At 38.7% G+C, this 20,033-nt stretch carries 17 protein-coding genes and 1 pseudogene; all 18 read left to right on the top strand.

The window, feature by feature from the left end; all coding sequences use genetic code 11:
* Positions 1-18: 18 nt before the first annotated feature.
* Positions 19-1,263, top strand: a complete 1,245-nt coding sequence (dapG, locus tag ACWM35_RS01685; RefSeq protein WP_454814857.1) for an aspartate kinase — start codon at positions 19-21, stop codon at positions 1,261-1,263.
* Positions 1,264-1,334: 71 nt separating this feature from the next.
* Positions 1,335-2,206 (top strand): annotated as a pseudogene (gene dapA / locus ACWM35_RS01680) (4-hydroxy-tetrahydrodipicolinate synthase).
* Between the two features lie 207 nt (positions 2,207-2,413).
* Positions 2,414-4,081, top strand: coding sequence for a ribonuclease J (locus ACWM35_RS01675; RefSeq protein WP_454814855.1), 1,668 nt, complete (start codon positions 2,414-2,416; stop codon positions 4,079-4,081).
* A 149-nt stretch (positions 4,082-4,230) separates the two neighbouring features.
* Positions 4,231-4,986: a ClpP family protease gene (locus tag ACWM35_RS01670; protein ID WP_454814853.1), complete on the top strand. Its 756-nt coding sequence runs from the start codon at positions 4,231-4,233 to the stop codon at positions 4,984-4,986.
* Positions 4,983-5,219 carry a YlzJ-like family protein gene (locus ACWM35_RS01665; RefSeq protein ID WP_454814851.1) on the top strand — a complete coding sequence of 79 codons (237 nt, stop codon included), beginning with the start codon at positions 4,983-4,985 and terminating at the stop codon, positions 5,217-5,219. Before ACWM35_RS01670 ends, ACWM35_RS01665 begins: the two co-directional genes overlap by 4 nt.
* Positions 5,220-5,378: 159 nt before the next feature.
* Complete coding sequence (locus tag ACWM35_RS01660) at positions 5,379-7,727, top strand: DNA translocase FtsK (protein WP_454814849.1); 2,349 nt, start codon at positions 5,379-5,381, stop codon at positions 7,725-7,727.
* A gap of 278 nt (positions 7,728-8,005) precedes the next feature.
* Positions 8,006-8,731, top strand: a complete 726-nt coding sequence (locus ACWM35_RS01655; RefSeq protein WP_454814848.1) for a GntR family transcriptional regulator — start codon at positions 8,006-8,008, stop codon at positions 8,729-8,731.
* Positions 8,732-8,816: 85 nt separating this feature from the next.
* Positions 8,817-9,899, top strand: coding sequence for a BMP family lipoprotein (locus ACWM35_RS01650; protein WP_454814846.1), 1,083 nt, complete (start codon positions 8,817-8,819; stop codon positions 9,897-9,899).
* A gap of 183 nt (positions 9,900-10,082) precedes the next feature.
* Positions 10,083-11,618, top strand: a complete 1,536-nt coding sequence (locus ACWM35_RS01645; protein ID WP_454814844.1) for an ABC transporter ATP-binding protein — start codon at positions 10,083-10,085, stop codon at positions 11,616-11,618.
* Positions 11,611-12,657, top strand: a complete 1,047-nt coding sequence (locus ACWM35_RS01640; RefSeq protein WP_454814842.1) for an ABC transporter permease — start codon at positions 11,611-11,613, stop codon at positions 12,655-12,657. Before ACWM35_RS01645 ends, ACWM35_RS01640 begins: the two co-directional genes overlap by 8 nt.
* Entirely contained in the window at positions 12,658-13,617 is a 960-nt protein-coding gene (locus tag ACWM35_RS01635; RefSeq protein ID WP_454814840.1) for an ABC transporter permease, read from the top strand.
* A 195-nt stretch (positions 13,618-13,812) separates the two neighbouring features.
* A complete protein-coding gene (yfmF, locus tag ACWM35_RS01630) occupies positions 13,813-15,093 on the top strand; it encodes an EF-P 5-aminopentanol modification-associated protein YfmF (protein ID WP_454814838.1) in 1,281 nt (426 codons plus the stop codon).
* Complete coding sequence (yfmH, locus tag ACWM35_RS01625) at positions 15,093-16,382, top strand: EF-P 5-aminopentanol modification-associated protein YfmH (protein WP_454814836.1); 1,290 nt, start codon at positions 15,093-15,095, stop codon at positions 16,380-16,382. Before yfmF ends, yfmH begins: the two co-directional genes overlap by 1 nt.
* A 74-nt stretch (positions 16,383-16,456) precedes the next feature.
* Positions 16,457-17,179 carry an elongation factor P 5-aminopentanone reductase gene (ymfI, locus tag ACWM35_RS01620; protein ID WP_454814834.1) on the top strand — a complete coding sequence of 241 codons (723 nt, stop codon included), beginning with the start codon at positions 16,457-16,459 and terminating at the stop codon, positions 17,177-17,179.
* Between the two features lie 80 nt (positions 17,180-17,259).
* Complete coding sequence (locus tag ACWM35_RS01615) at positions 17,260-17,517, top strand: DUF3243 family protein (RefSeq protein WP_454814832.1); 258 nt, start codon at positions 17,260-17,262, stop codon at positions 17,515-17,517.
* Positions 17,518-17,669: 152 nt separating this feature from the next.
* Positions 17,670-18,461, top strand: a complete 792-nt coding sequence (locus ACWM35_RS01610) for a YmfK family protein (RefSeq protein ID WP_454814830.1) — start codon at positions 17,670-17,672, stop codon at positions 18,459-18,461.
* A gap of 21 nt (positions 18,462-18,482) precedes the next feature.
* Positions 18,483-19,391: a RodZ domain-containing protein gene (locus ACWM35_RS01605; protein ID WP_454814828.1), complete on the top strand. Its 909-nt coding sequence runs from the start codon at positions 18,483-18,485 to the stop codon at positions 19,389-19,391.
* 54 nt (positions 19,392-19,445) lie between these two features.
* On the top strand, positions 19,446-20,024 hold the full coding sequence (gene pgsA / locus ACWM35_RS01600; protein WP_454814826.1) for a CDP-diacylglycerol--glycerol-3-phosphate 3-phosphatidyltransferase: 579 nt from the start codon (positions 19,446-19,448) through the stop codon (positions 20,022-20,024).
* Positions 20,025-20,033: the final 9 nt, after the last annotated feature.

Genomic DNA, 20,033 nt, shown 5'->3' with positions numbered 1-20,033 from the left:
GGCAGGTTAAATTGTCATATGAAAATTATTGTACAGAAATTTGGCGGAACATCTGTCAAGGATGAAGAAAGTAGAAAGCATGCTAAGGCACATATTAAAAAAGCCATTGCAGATGGATATAAGGTGGTAGTAGTTGTATCAGCAATGGGGAGAAATGGCGACCCTTATGCAACCGATACACTACTCTCATTAATAGGCGGAAATGTAAGTAAAGTAAGTAAACGAGAACAAGATATGCTTTTATCTTGTGGCGAAATTATTTCTAGTATTGTATTTTCAAACATGTTGATAGACAGTGGATTAAAGGCAACTGCTTTAACGGGAGCCCAATCAGGATTCCGAACAAACAGTGACCATTCAAATGCAAAAATTATTGAAATGAAATGTGATCGTCTATTACGGGAACTAGAATCGAATGATGTTGTGGTAGTTGCTGGTTTTCAAGGTGCAGCAAAGAACGGGGACATAACAACAATTGGACGAGGCGGCAGCGATACCTCTGCTGCGGCGCTCGGTGCAGCACTGAATGCAGATTGGATTGACATTTTTACCGATGTCGAAGGAATTATGACAGCAGACCCACGCATTGCGGAAAATGCAAGACCATTATCTGTAGTCACATATAATGAGGTTTGCAATATGGCTTATCAAGGTGCGAAAGTAATCCATCCTAGAGCAGTGGAAATTGCGATGCAGGCGAAAATTCCGATTCGAATCCGTTCAACCTATTCTGAAAATCTTGGTACGTTGGTCACTTCGATTCATAAAGAATCTAGGGTAGGCAGTGATATTCGCGAAAGAACGGTTACTGGAATTGCACACGTATCTAACGTTACGCAAATCAAGGTTTTCGCAAAGAAAGATCAATATAATTTACAAGCAGAAGTATTTAAGGCGATGGCAAATGAAAAAATAAGCGTTGATTTTATCAATATTTCTCCAAATGGTGTCGTTTATACGGTAACAGATGAAATGTCCAATCGGGCGATTGAAGTGTTATCACAATTAGGACATGAACCTGTTGTTGAAAAGCATTGTGCGAAGGTCTCTGTAGTTGGTGCAGGAATTGCGGGTGTACCAGGAGTAACTTCTAAAATCGTCACGGCGCTGTCAGAAAACGGAATTCGTATCTTGCAATCTGCTGATAGCCATACAACGATTTGGGTGCTTGTGAAACAAGACGATTTGGTGAAATCAGTGAATGCACTGCATGATGCCTTTCGTTTAGAAGAAGAAATAGATACGAAGGTTTATGATTATTAATTTTATCCTCAACCTTTATCCTAACTTGATATACTGAATATGGATTTGTTAGTAGTGAAAGGAGTAAGAAAATGGTTCATTTTGGGCGAGTATCAACTGCCATGGTTACGCCTTTTGATAAAAAAGGACATATCGATTTTGCTAAGACCACTCATTAGTTAATTACTTGATTGAAAATGGAACTGATTCACTAGTTGTGGCTGGGACTACCGGAGAATCACCAACGCTTTCGAAGGAAGAAAAGCTGGCTTTATTTAATCATGTTGTAAAGGTAGTAAATAAGCGAATTCCAGTAATCGCAGGTACCGGCAGTAACAATACGTACGCATCAGTAGAATTAACAAAAAGGGCAGAGCAGCTTGGTGTAGATGGAATCATGGTAGTTGCGCCTTATTATAATAAACCGAACCAAGAAGGCTTATATCAGCATTTTAAAACTGTGGCTGAATCTACCTCTCTTCCTGTGATGTTGTATAATGTACCAGGGAGAGCATCGGTAAATATTCTCCCTGAAACAATCATTAAGCTTTCAAAAATCCCTAATATTGTTGCTGTGAAGGAAGCTAGCGGGGATATAAATGCAATGACGCAAATCATAGCGAATACCGCGGAGGATTTTCACCTTTATAGCGGAGATGATGGAATTGCACTCCCTGTATTAGCGGTAGGTGGGGTGGGGGTAGTCTCAGTAGCCTCACATGTTATTGGCAATGAAATGCAGGAGATGGTAAGAGCATTCTTCCAGGGAGAAAATGCGAGAGCGGCAAAACTGCATCAAGAGCTCCTGCCGATTATGCTGGGATTATTCGCAGCACCTAGTCCAGCACCTGTAAAGACGGCTTTACAAATGAAAGGATTAGATGTTGGACCATTAAGGCTTCCGCTTGTACCATTAAATGAACAAGAACGGGCTGTATTAAGTAAACTTATATTAGGTAAATAAAAGCACTTCAAGCCAATTGACCCGATTGTCGATTGGCTTTTTACTTTTTTATAAATAATAAAGAACCTCCCAGGTAAGTCTGATTCCATCAATGGAATTAACAACTAAATTTGGTTGTAAAGGTTTTCTTCCATCAAGTATAATGGAAATAACTGATTTCGATCGGCCTGAATTTATACCAGACAACTTCATAGGAGGAAACGGAAATTGAGACACAGAAAAAATCAATCCATTAAGATTATCGCTCTTGGTGGAATAGGAGAAATCGGGAAAAATATGTACCTTGTTGAAGTGGACAATGACATTTTTGTTATTGATGCCGGGTTAATGTTCCCCGAGGAAGAAATGCTTGGCATCGATATTGTTATTCCTGATATTACATATTTAACCGATAATAAAGATAGGTTGAAAGCAGTTTTCCTTACTCATGGTCACGAAGATCATATTGGTGCCCTTTCCTATCTATTGCGCCAAATAAATGTACCTGTATATGGAACAAAGTTAACTCTGGCCCTAGCAAATGCCAAACTGAAAGAGCAGGACTTTAGCGGAAAGCCTAATTTTATTGAGGTGGATTCTAATTCTATCATTGATATGGAATCGGTAGAAGTAAGTTTTTTTAGAACTAACCACAGTATTCCTGATTCAGTGGGGATATGTATTCATACATCCGAGGGTGGCATTGTTTACACTGGGGATTTTAAATTTGACCAAGCAGCCACGAAGCTTTATAAACCAGAAATCGGAAAGATGGCAGCAATCGGTGAAAACGGCGTATTGTGCTTGCTATCAGATAGTACTGAGGCAGAAAAGCCGGGATACACGACCTCTGAGGCCATCGTTGAGAGAGAATTATCGAATGCGTTTTACAATGCACCAGGAAGAATCATCGCAGCTTGTTTCGCATCGGATATAAACCGAATTCAGCACATTTTTGATGCAGCGCGAGATAATCGCCGCAAAGTTGCTGTAGTTGGTAAAAGCCTTGAAAGGATTTATCATATTGCTCTTGATTTAGGATATTTAGAAGTAGCAGAAGATTTAATTATTCCTATAAGTGAGATAAACGAATTTGAAGACCGGGAGATCGTTTTATTGGTGACTGGCAGCCAAGGAGAACCGATTGAAGTTCTTCAGAAAATGGCAAAGCAAACAGCAAAGCCTGTCAACATCCAACGGGGTGATACTGTATTAATTGCCGCTTCACCACTGAGAGGTAGTGAAGTATTAATCTACAAAACGATTGATATGCTATTCCGAGCAGGAGCCAATGTTGTTTCGGGAAAAAGAACCATCCATGTCTCCAGTCATGGAAGCCAAGAAGAACTGAAGTTTATGATAAATTTGATGAAGCCTACGTTCTTTATACCTGTACACGGAGAATATCGAATGTTAAAAGCTCATCGAAAACTGGCAATTGAATGTGGTGTTGCGGATGGAAATATCCTCATTCCAGACCGCGGGGATGTTGTCGAATGGAAGGACGGAGCAGTTTCTATCAGTGGAAAGGTTCCTTCTGGAAATGTTTTAATTGATGGAATTGGTGTTGGTGATGTTGGTAATATTGTACTCCGGGATCGGAAACTCTTATCCCAGGATGGTATTTTAATTGTTGTTGTAACATTAACCCGCCAGGAGAAAAGAATTGCGGCAGGTCCAGAAATCATTTCTCGAGGATTTGTCTATGTTCGGGAATCTGAAAAATTAATGGACGATTCAACGAAATTAGTCAGAGATATCGTCGAAAGAAACATCGCGAAAGAAACTTTTGAATGGGCAAGCCTAAAACAAGACATTAGAGATGATCTAAACAAATTTTTATTTGAAAAAACAAAACGAAGACCGATGATACTACCAATCATCATGGAAATATAATCACAATATCAAAAGGCATTGGGATCCCCCCAATGTCTTTTCTGTGTGGAGTAAAGTAAGCAAAACTTTAATTATGAAATCAAATCTAAAAGAATGAAAATAGCATCAAGGTCAATACTAGAATTATCATGCGTGAAGGGAGACTTATCATGAATAGGGATTTACAAAAAAGTGAATCTGGAAATCAGGAAGGTCAAGAGCCTCCAAAAGAGGAAAAGCCGACTTCCCCGTTAATGGAAAAGATTCAGCAGCTTGGGCAAACAAATGTGCCACAGCTGACCCCAGATTCAAGAATTCATTGTTTAACCATTATCGGACAAATTGAGGGGCACTTAGCCCTGCCTCCGCAGAATAAAACAACAAAATATGAACATATCATCCCGCAACTAGTAGCGATTGAACAAAATCCAAAAATAGAAGGAGTTTTAATTATATTAAATACAGTTGGAGGCGATGTTGAGGCAGGACTTGCCATTTCAGAAATGCTTGCCACGCTATCAAAGCCAACTGTATCCATTGTATTAGGAGGAGGTCATTCTATTGGCGTACCGATTGCGGTATCTTGTAATTATTCCTTTATCGCAGAAACGGCAACAATGACCATACATCCAATTCGATTAACTGGACTGGTGATTGGGGTTCCGCAAACCTTTGAATACCTCGACAAGATGCAGGAGAGAGTGGTCAATTTTGTTACAAAGCACTCGAAAATTACGGAAGAGAAATTTAAGGATTTAATGTTTGCTAAAGGAAATTTAACACGTGACATAGGGACTAACGTTATTGGTGCGGATGCCGTTCAATATGGTTTAATGGATGAAGTTGGCGGCTTGGGGCCAGCAATGAAAAAATTAAATGAATTAATTGACCAATCAAAGGAAAATACCGAGGGGCTGATTCAATGATTTTATATACGATGATGCCACAGGAACTTATATTCCCATCTGAAAATGAGTCGATGATCAACCAGCAGATTGTTTCCTATCAGGGGGTTTCCTTAATAGTGGAGCATATTGATCAGCAAAATGTACAAGTAATTCGAGTTCTAAGCAGTGATCCTCAACATTTTCTCGATGGCAGATTTTGTCCTGGAACAAAAATTTCTTATGCTGATATTAGTGGATTGTCCTCATTCTAAGCGAATAATATGGTATAATCAGGTTATAAAGATAGAAGCAGCCATTCAGGCTGCTTTCTTCCTTTTCTCCCTATTATTGTTTGCCTTTAGACCTTGTAGGGTTTGTAATGGCGAGTATTTGACAATGATAGTACTACATTTTATTGGCTAGGTGATCAAATGGCAAAACGAAAGAGAAGAACTCCCAAAAAGAGAGATAATCATTTAAAACAAACCATTCAATATGAATTAACCGCTCTAGCGCTATTAGCTCTTTCTATTATCTCGATGGCAAAGTTAGGAGCCGTTGGTGGAGTGACGGTATTATTTTTCCGCTTTTGGATGGGAGAATGGTACATGCTCAGTTTAATTGGACTTCTAATTTTAAGTATTTATTTAATGTGGAAGAGAACCATCCCTTTTTTCTTTCATATTAAATTAACAGGTTGTTATTTTATTATTTCAGCTATTCTTCTCTTAAGCCATGTAACACTTTTTCGCTTACTTTCAAATAATGGACAATTCAAAGATCCCAGTGTAATAAGTAATACATGGGAAATCTTTATGATGGAAGTTCGCGGTGAAACGAGCACGATTGATCTTGGTGGAGGAATGATCGGTGCAGTTCTATTTGCTATGTTCCATTATCTATTTGCTGAAACCGGTACTAAAATTATCGCATTTATTTTTATACTGATTGGATTTATTTTGATTACTGGACGATCTTTTGGTGATTTTATCGCGAAAATTGGCGTCTCTGTTGGTGGTTTTTCCAAAAACCAATGGGGTGCCTTTAAATCTGATGTAGCAGAGTGGAAACAAAAACAACAAGAACGTAGAGAAGAGAGAAGAACCCAGCAAGAGCAGGCACGTGAAAATCGTTCTACCAATCAGGCTCCTGAAATATTGGTTTCGCAACAAGCTCTTCAGGAAGAAGCAGCGACTCCGGCTCCTGAACCAATTATTTCAAGCTTTGCGGATCGCGCTTATCAAGATGAAACTCAGAAACCGAAGCGGAAAAGGGAAGAGTCTAAGGAAAAGCGAAATGAGCAGAATGATGAAGAGGACCATACTCCGCCTATAACCTTTACAGAAGTAGAGAATGTCGCTTACGAACTTCCACCGCTAAAGCTATTAAGGCTGCCGAAACAAACAGACCAGAGTGGTGAATATGAATTAATCCATGCGAATGCAGCTAAACTTGAACGGACTTTCCAAAGCTTTGGTGTGAAAGCGCGTGTTACCCAGGTGCATCTCGGTCCTGCCGTTACTAAGTATGAAGTTCATCCTGATGTTGGGGTTAAAGTAAGTAAGATTGTCAGCTTGAGTGATGATTTAGCCTTAGCTCTTGCGGCTAAAGATATTCGCATCGAGGCACCAATCCCAGGAAAATCAGCTATCGGTATTGAGGTGCCTAATTCTGAAGTAGCAGTCGTTTCACTAAGAGAAGTCTTGGAAGCAACTCAAAATAATAAGCCCGATGCAAAACTTCTCATCGGTTTAGGTAGAGACATTACAGGTGAGGCGGTACTTGCCGAATTAAACAAAATGCCGCATTTACTTGTTGCCGGATCAACTGGAAGTGGTAAGAGTGTCTGTATCAATGGAATCATCACCAGTATATTAATGCGTGCAAAGCCACATGAGGTTAAATTAATGATGATTGATCCGAAGATGGTAGAGTTAAATGTTTATAATGGTGTGCCACATCTACTAGCACCTGTTGTGACTGATGCTAAAAAAGCATCGCAGGCATTAAAAAAGGTAGTTAGTGAAATGGAACGTCGTTATGAATTATTCTCCTTTACGGGAACTCGTAATATCGAAGGCTACAATGATCATATTAAAAGGCATAATATCGAGGAAAATGATAAACAGCCACTATTGCCATACATTGTCGTCATTGTCGACGAGTTAGCGGACTTAATGATGGTCGCCTCATCGGATGTTGAGGATTCAATCACTAGACTTGCACAAATGGCACGTGCTGCTGGAATTCACTTAATCATCGCCACACAGCGGCCGTCTGTAGATGTCATTACAGGGGTAATCAAGGCTAATATACCGTCAAGAATAGCCTTTGCCGTTTCTAGTGCGACGGATTCACGAACGATCTTGGACATGGGCGGTGCAGAAAAACTACTTGGACGGGGAGATATGTTATTCTTACCTGTTGGAGCTTCAAAGCCTGTACGAGTTCAAGGTGCCTTTTTATCTGACAGTGAAGTAGAGGATACCGTTAATTTTGTAATTGGCCAGCAAAAAGCACAATATCAAGAGGAAATGATTCCGGATGATACCCCTGAAGCGATGGGGGAAGTGGATGATGACCTTTATACTGAAGCGGTTGATTTAGTTATTGAAATGCAAACAGCTTCTGTTTCGATGTTACAGCGCAGGTTTAGAATTGGTTATACGAGAGCCGCTCGATTAATTGATGAAATGGAGGCACGCGGAATCGTTGGTGCCTATGAAGGTAGTAAGCCAAGAGCGGTTTTACAAACAAAAACGAATGAAGAAGTCAATTGACGCACAATTCAAAAAAGAGCCACCCTCCGGCTCTTTTTTTGATTCTATTGAATTTATTACCATAAATATACACTTAAAATAAGGTTAATGATAAATTATAGCAGATTTTATTGGAAAAACACTTTTTATTTGTGACAATTTTCGACAAATTAGCTTTTTTCGACAAAATCTTGAAATACTATTTCCTAAATCCAAAAAACATGGTATATTATTTTCGATTAGTAGGAATGATTATACATCAGATGTCTGATGTCTTAGAAGAAGTTGGAGGTACCTGCATGTCAATAAAGTTAGATAACCGACATTTATACCTGCAAGTGATCGATCGGTTGAAGCAAGATATCGAAAAAGGGGTATATAAAGAAAAAGAAAAATTGCCTTCTGAATTTGATCTTGCCAAACAGCTCGGTGTAAGCAGGGCAACACTTAGAGAAGCGCTGCGTATTCTTGAAGAAGAAAACGTTATCATCCGCCGTCATGGAGTTGGAACGTTTGTTAACTCTAAGCCGCTGTTTACGTCAGGGATCGAGCAACTTTATAGTGTAACTGACATGATTTTATATGCAGGGATGAAACCTGGAACAATCTTTCTAAGTTCATCGACTATTGGAGCTACCGAAGAGGACAGTCGTCGATTTTCATGTTCTTTAAATGAGGAAATAGTGGTCATGGAGAGGGTTAGAACTGCAAATGGGGAGCCTGTTGTCTATTGTATCGACAAAGTACCCGAGAAAATCTTGCCTGAAACATTCTCACATGGTGAGGAATCAATTTTTTCCATTTTGGAAGAAGAAGCTAACCGGAAAATTACATACGCGGTTGCCCAGATTGAACCTATTGGTTACCATGAAAAAGTTTCCCCAATTTTAGAGTGTGATCCAGAAACAGCGTTGCTTGTGTTAAAGCAAATGCATTTCGATGAAATGGATGAACCAATCCTTTTTTCGGTAAACTACTTTAAAGCAGACAAATTTAGTTTTCAGGTATTACGAAAAAGATTTTAATTTTTATGTATGAATGAAAACGGAATCAAAGCTGCTAATTGGTTATTTTCTACTCAATCAACAACAATATTAGGGGGTAAATACCTTGAAAAAGCGAAAAATTGGTATGGCTTTATCACTTGTTCTTGCTGCGGGAACACTTTTAGGAGCATGCGGCAAAGCTGATGACAAAAACGAAGGTGCTACTGGCGGTAAAGATGAAGAAAAAGCATTTACAGTAGCAATGGTTACTGACGTCGGCGGTGTTGATGACAAATCTTTCAACCAATCTGCTTGGGAAGGTCTACAAGCATTCGGTAAAGAAAACAACCTAGAAGAAGGAACAAAAGGTTATACTTACCTTCAATCGAAATCAGATGCAGATTATTCAACAAACCTTAACACACTTGCACGTCAAGATTTTAATTTAATATACGGAATTGGGTTCATGATGGAAGGTGCTGTTGACGAAATCGCTCAACAACAAAAAGATTCAAACTTCGCCATCGTTGATGCTCAAGTAAAACAACCTAACGTTGCAAGCGTTCTTTTCAAAGAGCAAGAGGCATCATTCTTAGCGGGTGTAGCGGCTGCAATGACTACAAAAACAAATAAAATTGGATTCATTGGCGGTATCGAAGGTGCTGTAATTGAGCGTTTCGAGTCAGGATTTGTTGCTGGTGTTAAAGCTGCTAATCCAAATGCTACTGTTGATGTACAATATGCGGGTGCATTTGACAAAGCTGAACTTGGACAAACCATTTCTGCAACAATGTACTCTGCAGGTGCTGACGTAGTATTCCACGCTGCTGGCGGTACTGGTAACGGACTTTTCAAAGAAGCAAGCGATCTTAAGAAAAAAGATCCTGCTCGTGAAATTTGGGCTATCGGTGTAGACCGTGACCAAAGTGATATGGGGCCAGAAGTTGTTCTTACATCAGCTCTTAAGCGTGTAGACGTAGCTGTTAAAGACTTAGCAACAAAATCAAAAGATGGTAACTTCCCTGGTGGAGAGGTTGCACTTTACGGTCTTGCTGAAGACGGAGTTGGCGTAGCTCCAATCAATGCTAAAGTTGCTAACAAAGCTGATATCGAAGCTAAAATCCAAGAATGGGTTGAAAAAATCAAGTCAGGCGATGTAAAAGTTCCTGGAACTCGTGATGAATTAAAAACATTCAGTGCAGAATAATAAAAGTGAATAAGCGGGATGAAACAAGCCCGCTTGTTCTTTTAATGAAAATCTTAAATAAAGTGTAGAAATGAATTCTATATTTCATTTAGGATTTTAAAGGGAGAAATCCCTATTTTTAAAATGCTAAAAAGGTCTGACCTCTTACTACTACTATTTACCTTATTAAAGGGAGTGAAATAGATGGAATATGTAATTGAAATGCTCAATATCCGTAAAGAATTTGGCGGATTTGTTGCGAATGATAACATAACCCTTCAGTTGAAAAAAGGAGAAATTCACGCATTACTAGGTGAAAATGGAGCAGGAAAATCTACTTTAATGAACGTTTTGTTCGGTCTCTATCAGCCAGAACAAGGAGAGATTCGAGTAAAAGGTAAACCAGTCAAAATTTCGAATCCAAACATTGCGAATGATCTTGGTATTGGAATGGTGCATCAGCATTTTATGCTAGTAGATACTTTTACAGTTACAGAAAATATTATTCTCGGGAAAGAAATTACGTCTGGCGGCCGGATTGATTTAAAAAAGGCCGAGCAAGAGGTTCGCGCTATTTCTGAAAGATATGGATTAGCTGTGGATCCAACTGCGAAGATTTCTGATATTTCAGTAGGGATGCAGCAAAGGGTTGAAATCTTAAAAACACTCTATCGCGGTGCAGAAATTCTAATTTTTGATGAGCCTTCTGCTGTTTTAACACCACAAGAAATAAAAGAATTAATGCAAATTATGAAAACTCTTATTAAAGAAGGTAAATCTATCATTCTTATTACTCACAAACTAAAAGAAATCATGGAAGTTTGTGATCGTTGTACCGTTATTCGAAAAGGAAAAGGGATTGGTACAGTTAATGTAAGCGAATCCAATCCAAATGAACTTGCGAGTCTCATGGTTGGCCGTGAAGTTACTTTTAAAACTGACAAAACGCCTGCGGTACCAAAGCAGGAAGTATTTGAAGTAAAAGATTTAATAGTAAAAGATGCTCGAGGTATTTCGATTGTTAATGGGCTTGATTTAGATATTCGTGCTGGTGAAATTGTTGGAATCGCCGGTATTGATGGAAATGGTCAAACTGAATTTATTGAAGCGATTACTGGACTTCGTAAAGCAGAAAGTGGAAGCGTGAAGCTAAACGGAAAAGATATATTCAATCTTACCCCGCGTAAAGTGACAGAATCAGGTGTCGGACATATCCCGCAAGACCGTCATAAACATGGGCTAGTATTGAATTTTCCTATTGGAGAAAATATGGTTCTACAGACCTATAACAAAAGACCTTTTTCAAAGAGTGGCATTTTAAATTTTAAAGAAATTTATAATAAGGCGCGAAAATTAATCGAAGAGTTTGATGTGCGTACACCAAGTGAATATACTTTAGCTCGTGCTTTGTCAGGTGGTAACCAGCAAAAAGCGATCATCGGCCGTGAGGTTGACCGAAATCCGGATCTCTTAATTGCTTCCCAACCAACTCGTGGTTTGGATGTTGGTGCCATTGAGTTTATCCATAAACGTCTAATTGAACAACGTGATAATGGAAAAGCAGTTTTACTTGTGTCATTTGAATTAGATGAAATTATTAATGTAAGTGATAGAATTGCTGTTATTTATGAAGGCAAAATTGTTGCAGTCGTTAATCCGAAAGAAACAACGGAACAAGAATTAGGATTATTAATGGCTGGATCGAATAGAAAGGAAGCGGGTGAAGCAACCAATGTCTAAACGCTTACGGGGAATTATTACACCAATTATTGCCGTATTATTAGGTATTCTTGTTGGTACGATTATCATGTTATTAAGTGGCTACGATGCTGCCGCTGCATTTACAGCACTTTGGAATGGTGCATTTGGTGATGTTTACTACATGGGAGAAGTAGTTAGACAATTCACACCATATATTTTGGCAGGTTTAGCCGTTGCATTTGCTTTCCGTGTTGGTTTATTTAATATCGGGGTTGAAGGGCAATTCATGGTTGGTTGGCTTGCTGCAGTATGGGTAGGGGTTGCCGTTGACCTTCCAAGGATTATTCATTTGCCACTTGCAATCATTGCTTCCATTGTCGCAGGTGCACTATGGGCATATATACCCGGACTTTTAAAAGCCCGTTTCCGTGTTCACGAAGTAATCGTAACAATCATGTTAAACTATGTCGCATTGCATGTTACGAACTATATTATTCGATATGTTATTACTGATAATGGTGATAAAACAGAAATAGTAAAAGAATCTGCTACATTAAGATCTGAATTTTTCCAAAGCATTACAGACTATTCTCGTCTACACTGGGGAATATTTATCGCGATTGCATGTTGTTTTATCATGTGGTTCCTATTAGAGAAAACCACAAGAGGTTTCGAATTACGAGCAGTAGGATTTAACCAGCATGCATCACAATATGCAGGTATGAATGTGAATAATAATATTATTTTATCTATGGTTATCTCTGGTGGATTTGCTGGTTTAGCAGGCGCAATGGAAGGTCTGGGTACTTTCGGTTATGCTGCTGTTAAAGGTGGATTTACAGGAGTAGGTTTCACAGGTATTGCGATTGCTTTATTAGGTGCTAACACAGCATTGGGTGTTTTCTTCTCGGCTTTATTATTCGGTATTTTAGAAGTTGGAGCTTTAAATATGCCGCTTGAGGCTGGAGTTCCAAATGAACTTGTTGATATTATCATTGCCTTAATCGTATTCTTCGTTGCGGCAAATTATATGATAAGAGTAGTTCTGGATAAGTTCAGTAAAAAGGGGGTGAAGTAAGTGAGCTTAATGGATATTTTGATGATTGTCGTTCCATCTACTCTTTTATGGGCAGCTCCACTTCTCTTCACTGCATTAGGCGGTATTTTCTCAGAACGATCTGGGGTTGTAAATATTGGTCTTGAAGGTTTAATGGTTATTGGTGCATTTACGGCTATCGTATTCAACTTAACATTTGTTGATGCATTTGGGAGTTTAACGCCATGGATTGCGATCCTTGTAGCGATGGTGGCAGGTGCGATTTTCTCAATCCTGCACGCGGTAGCAGCAATTACATTCCGTGCGGACCATACAGTTTCCGGGGTAGCGATTAACCTCTTGGCTTCAGGATTAACATTGTTCCTTGTAAAGCTTATTTATGATAAAGGTGAAACAGGGATTATTAGTAAAGGATTTAACAAAATTGATATTCCTGTTTTGAAAGATATACCAATCTTAGGAAAAATCTTTTTCCAAAACACTTACTGGACATCTTTCCTTGCAATTATCGTAGCAGTTATTGTATGGTACATCATTGCGAAAACTCCATTTGGTCTCCGACTTCGTTCTGTTGGTGAGCACCCAATGGCTGCAGATACGATGGGTATTAATGTTACAAAAATGCGTTATTTAGGTGTAATCATCTCTGGTGCTCTTGCTGGTATTGGCGGTGGGGTATATGCCCAATCGATTACATCAAACTTTAGCCACTCTACGATTAGCGGACAAGGTTTCATGGCTCTAGCAGCAATGATCTTTGGTAAGTGGCATCCACTAGGCTCACTTGGAGCAGCGTTGTTCTTTGGGTTTGCACAAAGTATCAGTATTATTGGTTCGAACCTACCGTTCCTATCCAATATCCCAAGTGTGTATTTATTAATTGCACCATATGTCTTAACCATTCTTGCCCTTACTGGTTTCATCGGCCGTGCCGACGCACCAAAAGCAAGTGGTACTCACTATATCAAAGGAAGTCGTTAAGGCTCTCCAACCAAGATCCTCTGGTCTACCAGGGGATCTTTTTGTTATGTAAGAGTGTTATTACTTGTATTGAACGAGCTTGGGAAATTATAGTAAGAATAAGGGTTTATAACAATGGAAAAGATGTAAAATAACCGCATCAATGTTTACATACTTTATTATTAGTACCTACATTCCCTAAAAGGAGGGCAAATAATGGATTCAACTGCTGAAAAAATAAGCCAGATGCAAGGATACAAGCTCCACGTAATCGAAACAGATAAATATAAAACCAATACATTTGTATGGAAAATGAAGGCTCCATTATCAAAAGAAACGGTAACAAAGAGAGCACTTCTCCCTCAGGTGCTGCAAAGCAGTTCAGGAAAATATCCGACCACCACCGCACTTCGCTCATATCTTGATGATTTATATGGTGCCACCCTATATATCGATTTAGCCAAAAAAGGGGAGTATCATATTATTAGTTTCTCCCTTGAAATTGCGAATGAAAAATTCTTGAGTGACCCGAGTCCGTTATTGAAGAAGGGTTTCGAGTTATTAGCAGAGGTATTAACAAATCCAAATGCCTCGGGCAATGCTTTTGACCAGGAGACTATAGATAAAGAGAAGCGAACGCTAAAACAGCGGATTCAATCTGTTTATGATGATAAAATGCGATACTCGAATGTTCGCCTTATGGAAGAAATGTGCAAAGGGGAGCCATACGCCCTGCAAGTGAATGGGGAAGCAGAGGAAGTCGACTCCATCACCGCAGAAAATTTATTTGATTATTATAAGCGCGCATTTTTGGAAGACGAAATGGACCTTTATGTCGTTGGGGATGTTAATGAGGATGAAGTAAAAAACATTGCCAATGAATTATTTAATTTTGAAAACCGTACGCCTAAAACGCTTGAAACAGCAGAGATACGGAAGAAGGATGAAGTCCTGGAGGTTAAAGAGCAAGAAGATGTCAAACAAGGAAAATTAAATATCGGCTATCGGACAAATATTGTTTTTGGTGATCCGGATTATTTTGCTCTTCAACTATTTAATGGAATCTTTGGCGGTTTTTCACATTCTAAATTATTCATTAATGTCCGGGAAAAGGCAAGCCTTGCCTATTATGTTTCCAGCAGGCTTGAAAGTCATAAAGGATTAATGATGGTGATGTCGGGGATTGACTTAAAGAACTATGACCAGGCGGTAGGGATCATCCGCGAGCAAATGGAAGCCATGATAAATGGTGACTTTACCGATCAGGAGATAGCTCAAACAAAAGCGGTCATCCGCAATCAAATTCTTGAAACAATTGATACCTCACGAGGTTTAACCGAGATCCTCTATCATAATGTTGTTGCCGATAAGGACATAAAGCTGAATCAATGGATTGATGGAATAGAAAATATTAACAAAGAGGAAATTGTCGCAGTGGCAAACAAGATTAAACTAGATACGATTTATTTCTTAATTGGAATGGAGGCGGATAGTTAGTGGAGAAGATTAATTTTGATCAACTTCAGGAAGAATTATTTCATGAAAAATTACCTAACGGTTTAAATGTTTATATTTTGCCGAAAAAAGGATTCAATAAAACATTTGCAACCTTTACGACGAAGTATGGGTCGGTGGATAACACATTTGTTCCACTAGGAAAGGATGAATACATTCAGGTTCCGGATGGAATTGCCCATTTTCTAGAGCATAAGCTGTTTGAAAAAGAAGATGGTGATGTATTTCAACAATTTAGCAGGCAAGGAGCATCTGCCAACGCCTTTACCTCCTTTACACGAACTGCCTATTTATTTTCCAGTACCGCGGATGTCGAAAAAAACCTTGAAACATTAGTTGATTTTGTTCAAGATCCTTATTTTTCAGAAAAAACGGTTGAAAAGGAAAAAGGGATTATTGGACAGGAAATTACGATGTATGATGATAATCCAGATTGGCGTCTATATTTTGGTCTAATTCAAAATCTTTATCAAAACCATCCGGTTAAAATTGATATTGCAGGAACGATTGAATCGATCTCAAAGATTAACAAGGATCTGCTTTATGAGTGCTATAATACCTTTTATCATCCAAGCAACATGTTATTGTTCATCGTAGGACCAGTTGACCCTGATACATTTATGAGTCAAGTTAGAGAAAATCAAGCGAAAAAGGAATATAAAGACCAACCGGAGATCAAGCGGAAATTTGATGACGAACCTGCACAAACTGCAGAAAAGCTTCAAGTCCTGAAAATGAATGTGCAAACCTCGAAATGTCTGGTAGGGATGAAAGCTCTTCATGTGGATCAGACGGGTAATGAATTATTAAAGAATGAATTAACGATGAATGTACTCCTTGATTTACTATTCGGAAAGAGCTCTGAAAATTATAATCAACTATATAGTGAGGGGTTAATCGATGAAACCTTCTCCTATGATTACACCCAAGAACAGGGTTTTGGTTTTGCGATGGTTGGCGGCGATACAAGCAATCCGGATCTACTTGCTGAGCAGCTTAAAAAGATGCTGTTCCAGGCGAAAAATGGAACTGCTTTTACCGATGAACAATTGGGGCGTGCCAAAAAGAAAAAAATTGGGGCATTCCTTAGAGCTGTGAATTCTCCAGAGTATATTGCCAATCAATTCACTCGATATGCTTTTAATGATATGAATTTGTTTGATGTCGTTCCGACGTTGGAGAAAATTACGTTAGATGACGTAAAAGCACTAGCGGCCGAGGTCATCTCTGAAGAACGGTTCTCTGTATGCCAAGTAATCCCTAAAAAATAAAAGTGAAGGCGCCGCTGGTCGGTGCTTTTTCTTTGGAGTAAAATAAAAGGATATGGAAAGAAAGAGTGAAGGACATGAAAAAGTACATCCTTATTACTGGCGCAAGCGGCGGCATAGGCCAAGCTGTTGCCATCCAGTTGGCTTCAAAAGGCTATCATTTATATTTACACTATAATCGGAATGAAACCTCAATCAGAAAATTATTAGCAACATTAGCTCCGTTTGGAGGAGAATACATCACCATTCAAGCGGATTTGTCAGACCCTAATGGATATATAAAATTGTGCTCGCAAATTTTTTCATTGGATGGGATGATACACTGCAGCGGCAATAGCCATTATGGCCTGTTAATTGACCTTAAACAGAAGGAAGCAGAATCTTTAATGCAGCTGCATGTGACCAGCCCGCTAATGATTACTAAGGAATTGCTGCCAAAGCTTCTCCAAAAGCGAGCGGGAAATGTAGTCGTGATCACATCAATATGGGGTCAAACTGGAGCTGCCTGTGAAGTGGCCTACTCCGCGGCAAAGGGGGCTCAAATTGCCTTCATTAAGGCTCTTAGCAAGGAGGTAGCACTAAATGGAATTCGGGTTAATGCGATTGCCCCAGGGGTGGTAGAAACCCCCATGATGAGCCAGTTTACCCAAGAAGATAAAGATTTGCTAAAATCTGAAATTCCGATGGGTAGATTAGGTGATCCAAAAGAAATTGCGAATGGAGTCGTTTTCCTCCTATCAGATGAGTCCTCTTATATAACCGGACAAGTTCTATCTATCAACGGGGGCTGGCATTCATAATTTATTCACATTTTTAATTGAATAAATCTCACTCTTCCTCCGCAAAATAACCTTGTACCATTTTTAAAGGAGGGTTATGTATGTCAGTTTTAGATAATTGGAAACAATGGGAAGATTTTTTAGCTGATCGTTTACATCAAGCGCAAAATGAAGGGATGAGTGAGGGAGCAATCAGCAACCTGGCTTATCAAATTGGTGATTATTTATCTAACCAAGTTGAGCCTAAGAATGAACAAGAAAGAATTTTAGCAGACCTTTGGTCCGTCGCTGATAAAGAGGAACAACAGGCAATTGCAAATATAATGGTTAAACTCATCCAAAATAATGGCACACGCTAAAAGAGAGGATTCCTCTCTTTTTTTTTGATTTTTCTCACATCTATACATTATGGGCCTTTCCCTTGTTTTTCCTTTCATCTTCATTCAAAATCATATATTATAGGGGATAGATGATGATAGGTGAAAATTGTCGTAAACTTGAGGAGGGTTTTATGGTAAAAAAAGAATGGTATTTAGAATATGAGATACAAAAAAACCGTCCCGGTTTGTTGGGCGACATTTCATCACTGCTTGGTATGCTATCCATTAATATTGTCACGATAAATGGGGTAGACGAAGGAAAACGAGGGTTGCTCATTTTAGTTAAAGATGACAATCAAATAAAACGGTTAGAGTCAATATTAAAAACAATGGACACAATAAAATTAATAAAGATTCGTGAACCGAAACTGCGTGATCGGCTTGCTGTTCGTCATGGTCGTTATATCCAGCGAGATGCAGATGATAAAAAAACATTTCGCTTTGTTCGGGACGAACTAGGGGTATTAGTCGACTTTATGGCTGAATTATTTAAAAAAGAAGGTCATAAATTGATTGGAATTCGAGGGATGCCTCGGGTTGGTAAAACCGAATCAGTGGTTGCAGCAAGTGTCTGTGCCAATAAGCGATGGATGTTTCTATCTTCTACTTTATTGAAACAAACCATTCGAAATCAATTAATTGAAGATGAGTACAATGCTGATAATCTCTTTATTATTGATGGAATTGTTTCAAGAAGACGGGCAAGTGAACGTCACTGGCAGCTAGTTCGGGAGATTATGCGCTTACCAGCTGTAAAAGTGGTGGAGCATCCTGACATTTTTGTTCAAAATTCTGAGTACACCCTAGATGATTTTGATTATATTATCGAGTTAAGAAATGATGCTGAAGAAGAAATTACATACGATATTGTTGACCAGAATAATATGTTTACTGGTTCGGAATTTGGAGATTTTGATTTTTGAAATATTGGAAGGTGTTAAAAGGTGACTGAATTAGGTAATCGACTAAAAGAAGCGCGATTAGCCAAAGGTTTAAGCTTAGAAGATGTACAGTCAATCACAAAAATACAAAAGCGGTATTTGATTGGAATTGAAGAAGGCGATTATTCCAGTATGCCGGGGAATTTTTATGTCCGCGCCTTCGTCAAGCAGTATGCAGAATCTCTTCAACTGAATCCTGATGAAATATTTGAAACCTATAAGAATGAGATTCCTGCTACTCATAACGAAGATTTACCCGAGCAATTATCCAGAGTTAAAACCCGGAAAACGCTAACGGAAGGAAACTCGAAGATTTTTGATGTTTTGCCTGCAGTATTGATTGGAGTTTTTGTTCTCGGTGCAGCAGGATTATTGTATTTCTTCTTTATTAATAATGTCGGTGACAGTGCAAATGATTCCGTAAAAAAAGAAACAGAACCCGTTAAATATGTGAGATCCGAAAATCTTGATAAAGCGGAAGAAGCGGAAAACGATACAACTAAGGAAGAAAATACTGAAAAAGAGGATACTGAACAAAAGCAAGAAGAGGAAGAAACAAAAGTTGAAGAAAAACCAAAGCAAGAATTAACATTTATTCAAAGCAGTGGCAAAAATTCAACTTATGACTTAAAAAATGCAGAAAAATTTGAAATAAAATTGGTTTCAAAAGGACAAACTTGGATAAATGTAAAAAATGGCAGTGGAAAATCCTATTTTCAAGGGATGCTCTCAACTAATGGCACGGCTGAGCAGGCCGTAGATTTATCCAGTGAAACGCAAGCGGTAATCGTTGTTGGAAACACAATCGATACTGAAATTTTTGTAAATGACCAAAAGCTTGAGTTTGCTATTTCACCGACAGAAATGGTTAATCAGAACATTACGATTCAATATGTTCCGAAGACCGAATAGTCATCTCATGATGACTATTTTTCTTCGTTGCAATAAAAATTTGGAGGAAATGATATGAATGTCCCAAATAAAATTACGATTTCAAGAATATTATTAATTCCATTATTCTTGATTATTATGCTCGTTCCCTTTGAGTGGGGTACGATGAAGCTGTTAGGAGCAGAACTTCCCGTTACTCATTTTGTTGGAGCGCTAATCTTTATTTTTGCTTCTTCTACTGACTGGGTCGATGGCTACTATGCCCGTAAATATAATCAAGTTACCAATATGGGAAAATTTCTTGACCCGCTTGCCGATAAACTACTTGTATCCGCTGCGCTTATTGTTTTAGTTGAATTAGGATATGCGGCATCATGGATAGTGATTGCGATCATCAGCCGTGAATTTGCAGTAACAGGTCTCCGTCTTTTATTGGTAGAAGGAGGAGAAGTCGTAGCAGCCAATGTTCTAGGAAAAATCAAAACATGGGCACAAATAGTCGCGATTTCAGCACTTTTATTACATAATATTATTTTTGAAATGATTGGTTTTCCATTTGATGATGTTGCATTATGGATTGCATTACTATTCACCATCTGGTCTGGATGGGATTATTTCTCGAAAAATATGCATGTTTTTAAAAATTCAAAATAGCTAGCAGGA

It is taken from the genome of Neobacillus sp. K501 (genome assembly GCF_053749995.1).
The sequence above is the reverse complement of the archived record's forward strand: the minus strand, read 5'-3'. Positions and strand labels throughout refer to the sequence as shown.

Bases quoted from the DNA above. Each gene is read 5' to 3' on its own strand.
- yfmF (WP_454814838.1), top strand. From the start codon at position 13,813: ATGGATTCAACTGCTGAAAAAATAAGCCAGATGCAAGGATACAAGCTC.
- ACWM35_RS01645 (WP_454814844.1), top strand. From the start codon at position 10,083: ATGGAATATGTAATTGAAATGCTCAATATCCGTAAAGAATTTGGCGGA.
- pgsA (WP_454814826.1), top strand. From the start codon at position 19,446: ATGAATGTCCCAAATAAAATTACGATTTCAAGAATATTATTAATTCCA.
- dapG (WP_454814857.1), top strand. From the start codon at position 19: ATGAAAATTATTGTACAGAAATTTGGCGGAACATCTGTCAAGGATGAA.
- ACWM35_RS01640 (WP_454814842.1), top strand. From the start codon at position 11,611: ATGTCTAAACGCTTACGGGGAATTATTACACCAATTATTGCCGTATTA.
- ACWM35_RS01670 (WP_454814853.1), top strand. From the start codon at position 4,231: ATGAATAGGGATTTACAAAAAAGTGAATCTGGAAATCAGGAAGGTCAA.
- ymfI (WP_454814834.1), top strand. From the start codon at position 16,457: ATGAAAAAGTACATCCTTATTACTGGCGCAAGCGGCGGCATAGGCCAA.
- ACWM35_RS01615 (WP_454814832.1), top strand. From the start codon at position 17,260: ATGTCAGTTTTAGATAATTGGAAACAATGGGAAGATTTTTTAGCTGAT.
- ACWM35_RS01665 (WP_454814851.1), top strand. From the start codon at position 4,983: ATGATTTTATATACGATGATGCCACAGGAACTTATATTCCCATCTGAA.
- ACWM35_RS01610 (WP_454814830.1), top strand. From the start codon at position 17,670: ATGGTAAAAAAAGAATGGTATTTAGAATATGAGATACAAAAAAACCGT.
- ACWM35_RS01660 (WP_454814849.1), top strand. From the start codon at position 5,379: ATGGCAAAACGAAAGAGAAGAACTCCCAAAAAGAGAGATAATCATTTA.
- ACWM35_RS01655 (WP_454814848.1), top strand. From the start codon at position 8,006: ATGTCAATAAAGTTAGATAACCGACATTTATACCTGCAAGTGATCGAT.